Origin of the sequence: Novosphingobium album (ex Liu et al. 2023) (assembly GCF_029076845.1) — a bacterium.
GTDB lineage: Bacteria > Pseudomonadota > Alphaproteobacteria > Sphingomonadales > Sphingomonadaceae > Novosphingobium.
Genome location: NZ_JARESE010000108.1, coordinates 1 through 813 on the forward strand (window position 1 = coordinate 1; position 813 = coordinate 813).

Here is an 813-nt window from a genome sequence, read left to right on the forward strand (position 1 = left end):
ACGGTATTGGGCGTTCCTATTTGTGAGAAGCGATTGAGGATTGCGGCACGGACTTTGAGCTCGGTTATCTGACGCTCAAAGGTGCGCGCTGCGAGGCGGGAGCCCAGCAGCTTGAAGCAGTGCATTTTGGTTTCGACCAGACTGCGGCGATGATAGCCGCTCCACTTCTTCCAGATTGTCCGACCCAGATATTTCATCGCCCGCAGCGTCTCATTGCGGGCATCGACGCCGGGACCGTCCTTTGTCCATGATCGGCCGTTGCGGCGAACCGGGATGATCGGATCGGCGCCGCGTTCGGCAATGGCCGCATGGCAGTCTTTGGTGTCATAGGCACCGTCGCCACCGACGCTGACGATCCGCTCTTCGTCCGGGATCTGCGCCAGCAGGTCCGGCAGGGTCGGCGCATCGCCGGCGGCATTGGTCGTCCCTTCAATCGCCCGGATGTCGAGGGTCCCGGCGTCGATCCCGATATGCACCTTGCGCCACTGGCGACGCCGGGACGCGCCGTGCTTCCTCGTCTTCCACTCGCCTTCGCCCATCATCTTGATACCGGTGCTGTCCACCAGAAGGTGCAGGCCGCCTGAACTGGGGCGTCCGCCCAACTCCACCGGCAAGGTCCGCTGGCGGCGGCACAGTGTCGTATAATCCGGTACGGGCCAGTCCAGACCCGTCATCCTGAGCAGGCTTTGGACCAGCCCCGTCACCTGACGCAAAGGAAGCTGGAACAACCCCTTCAGCGTCAGGCAAAACTCGATCGCCTGAGCGGAAAAGCGCAGCGGACGTCCTGCACGCCCGTCCGGAACCGCAAACCAC

At 63.1% G+C, this 813-nt stretch carries 1 protein-coding gene; it reads right to left on the reverse strand.

The window, feature by feature from the left end:
- A partial coding sequence (locus PYV00_RS24015; RefSeq protein WP_275230863.1) for an IS5 family transposase occupies positions 1–813 on the reverse strand: 813 nt, incomplete at both ends.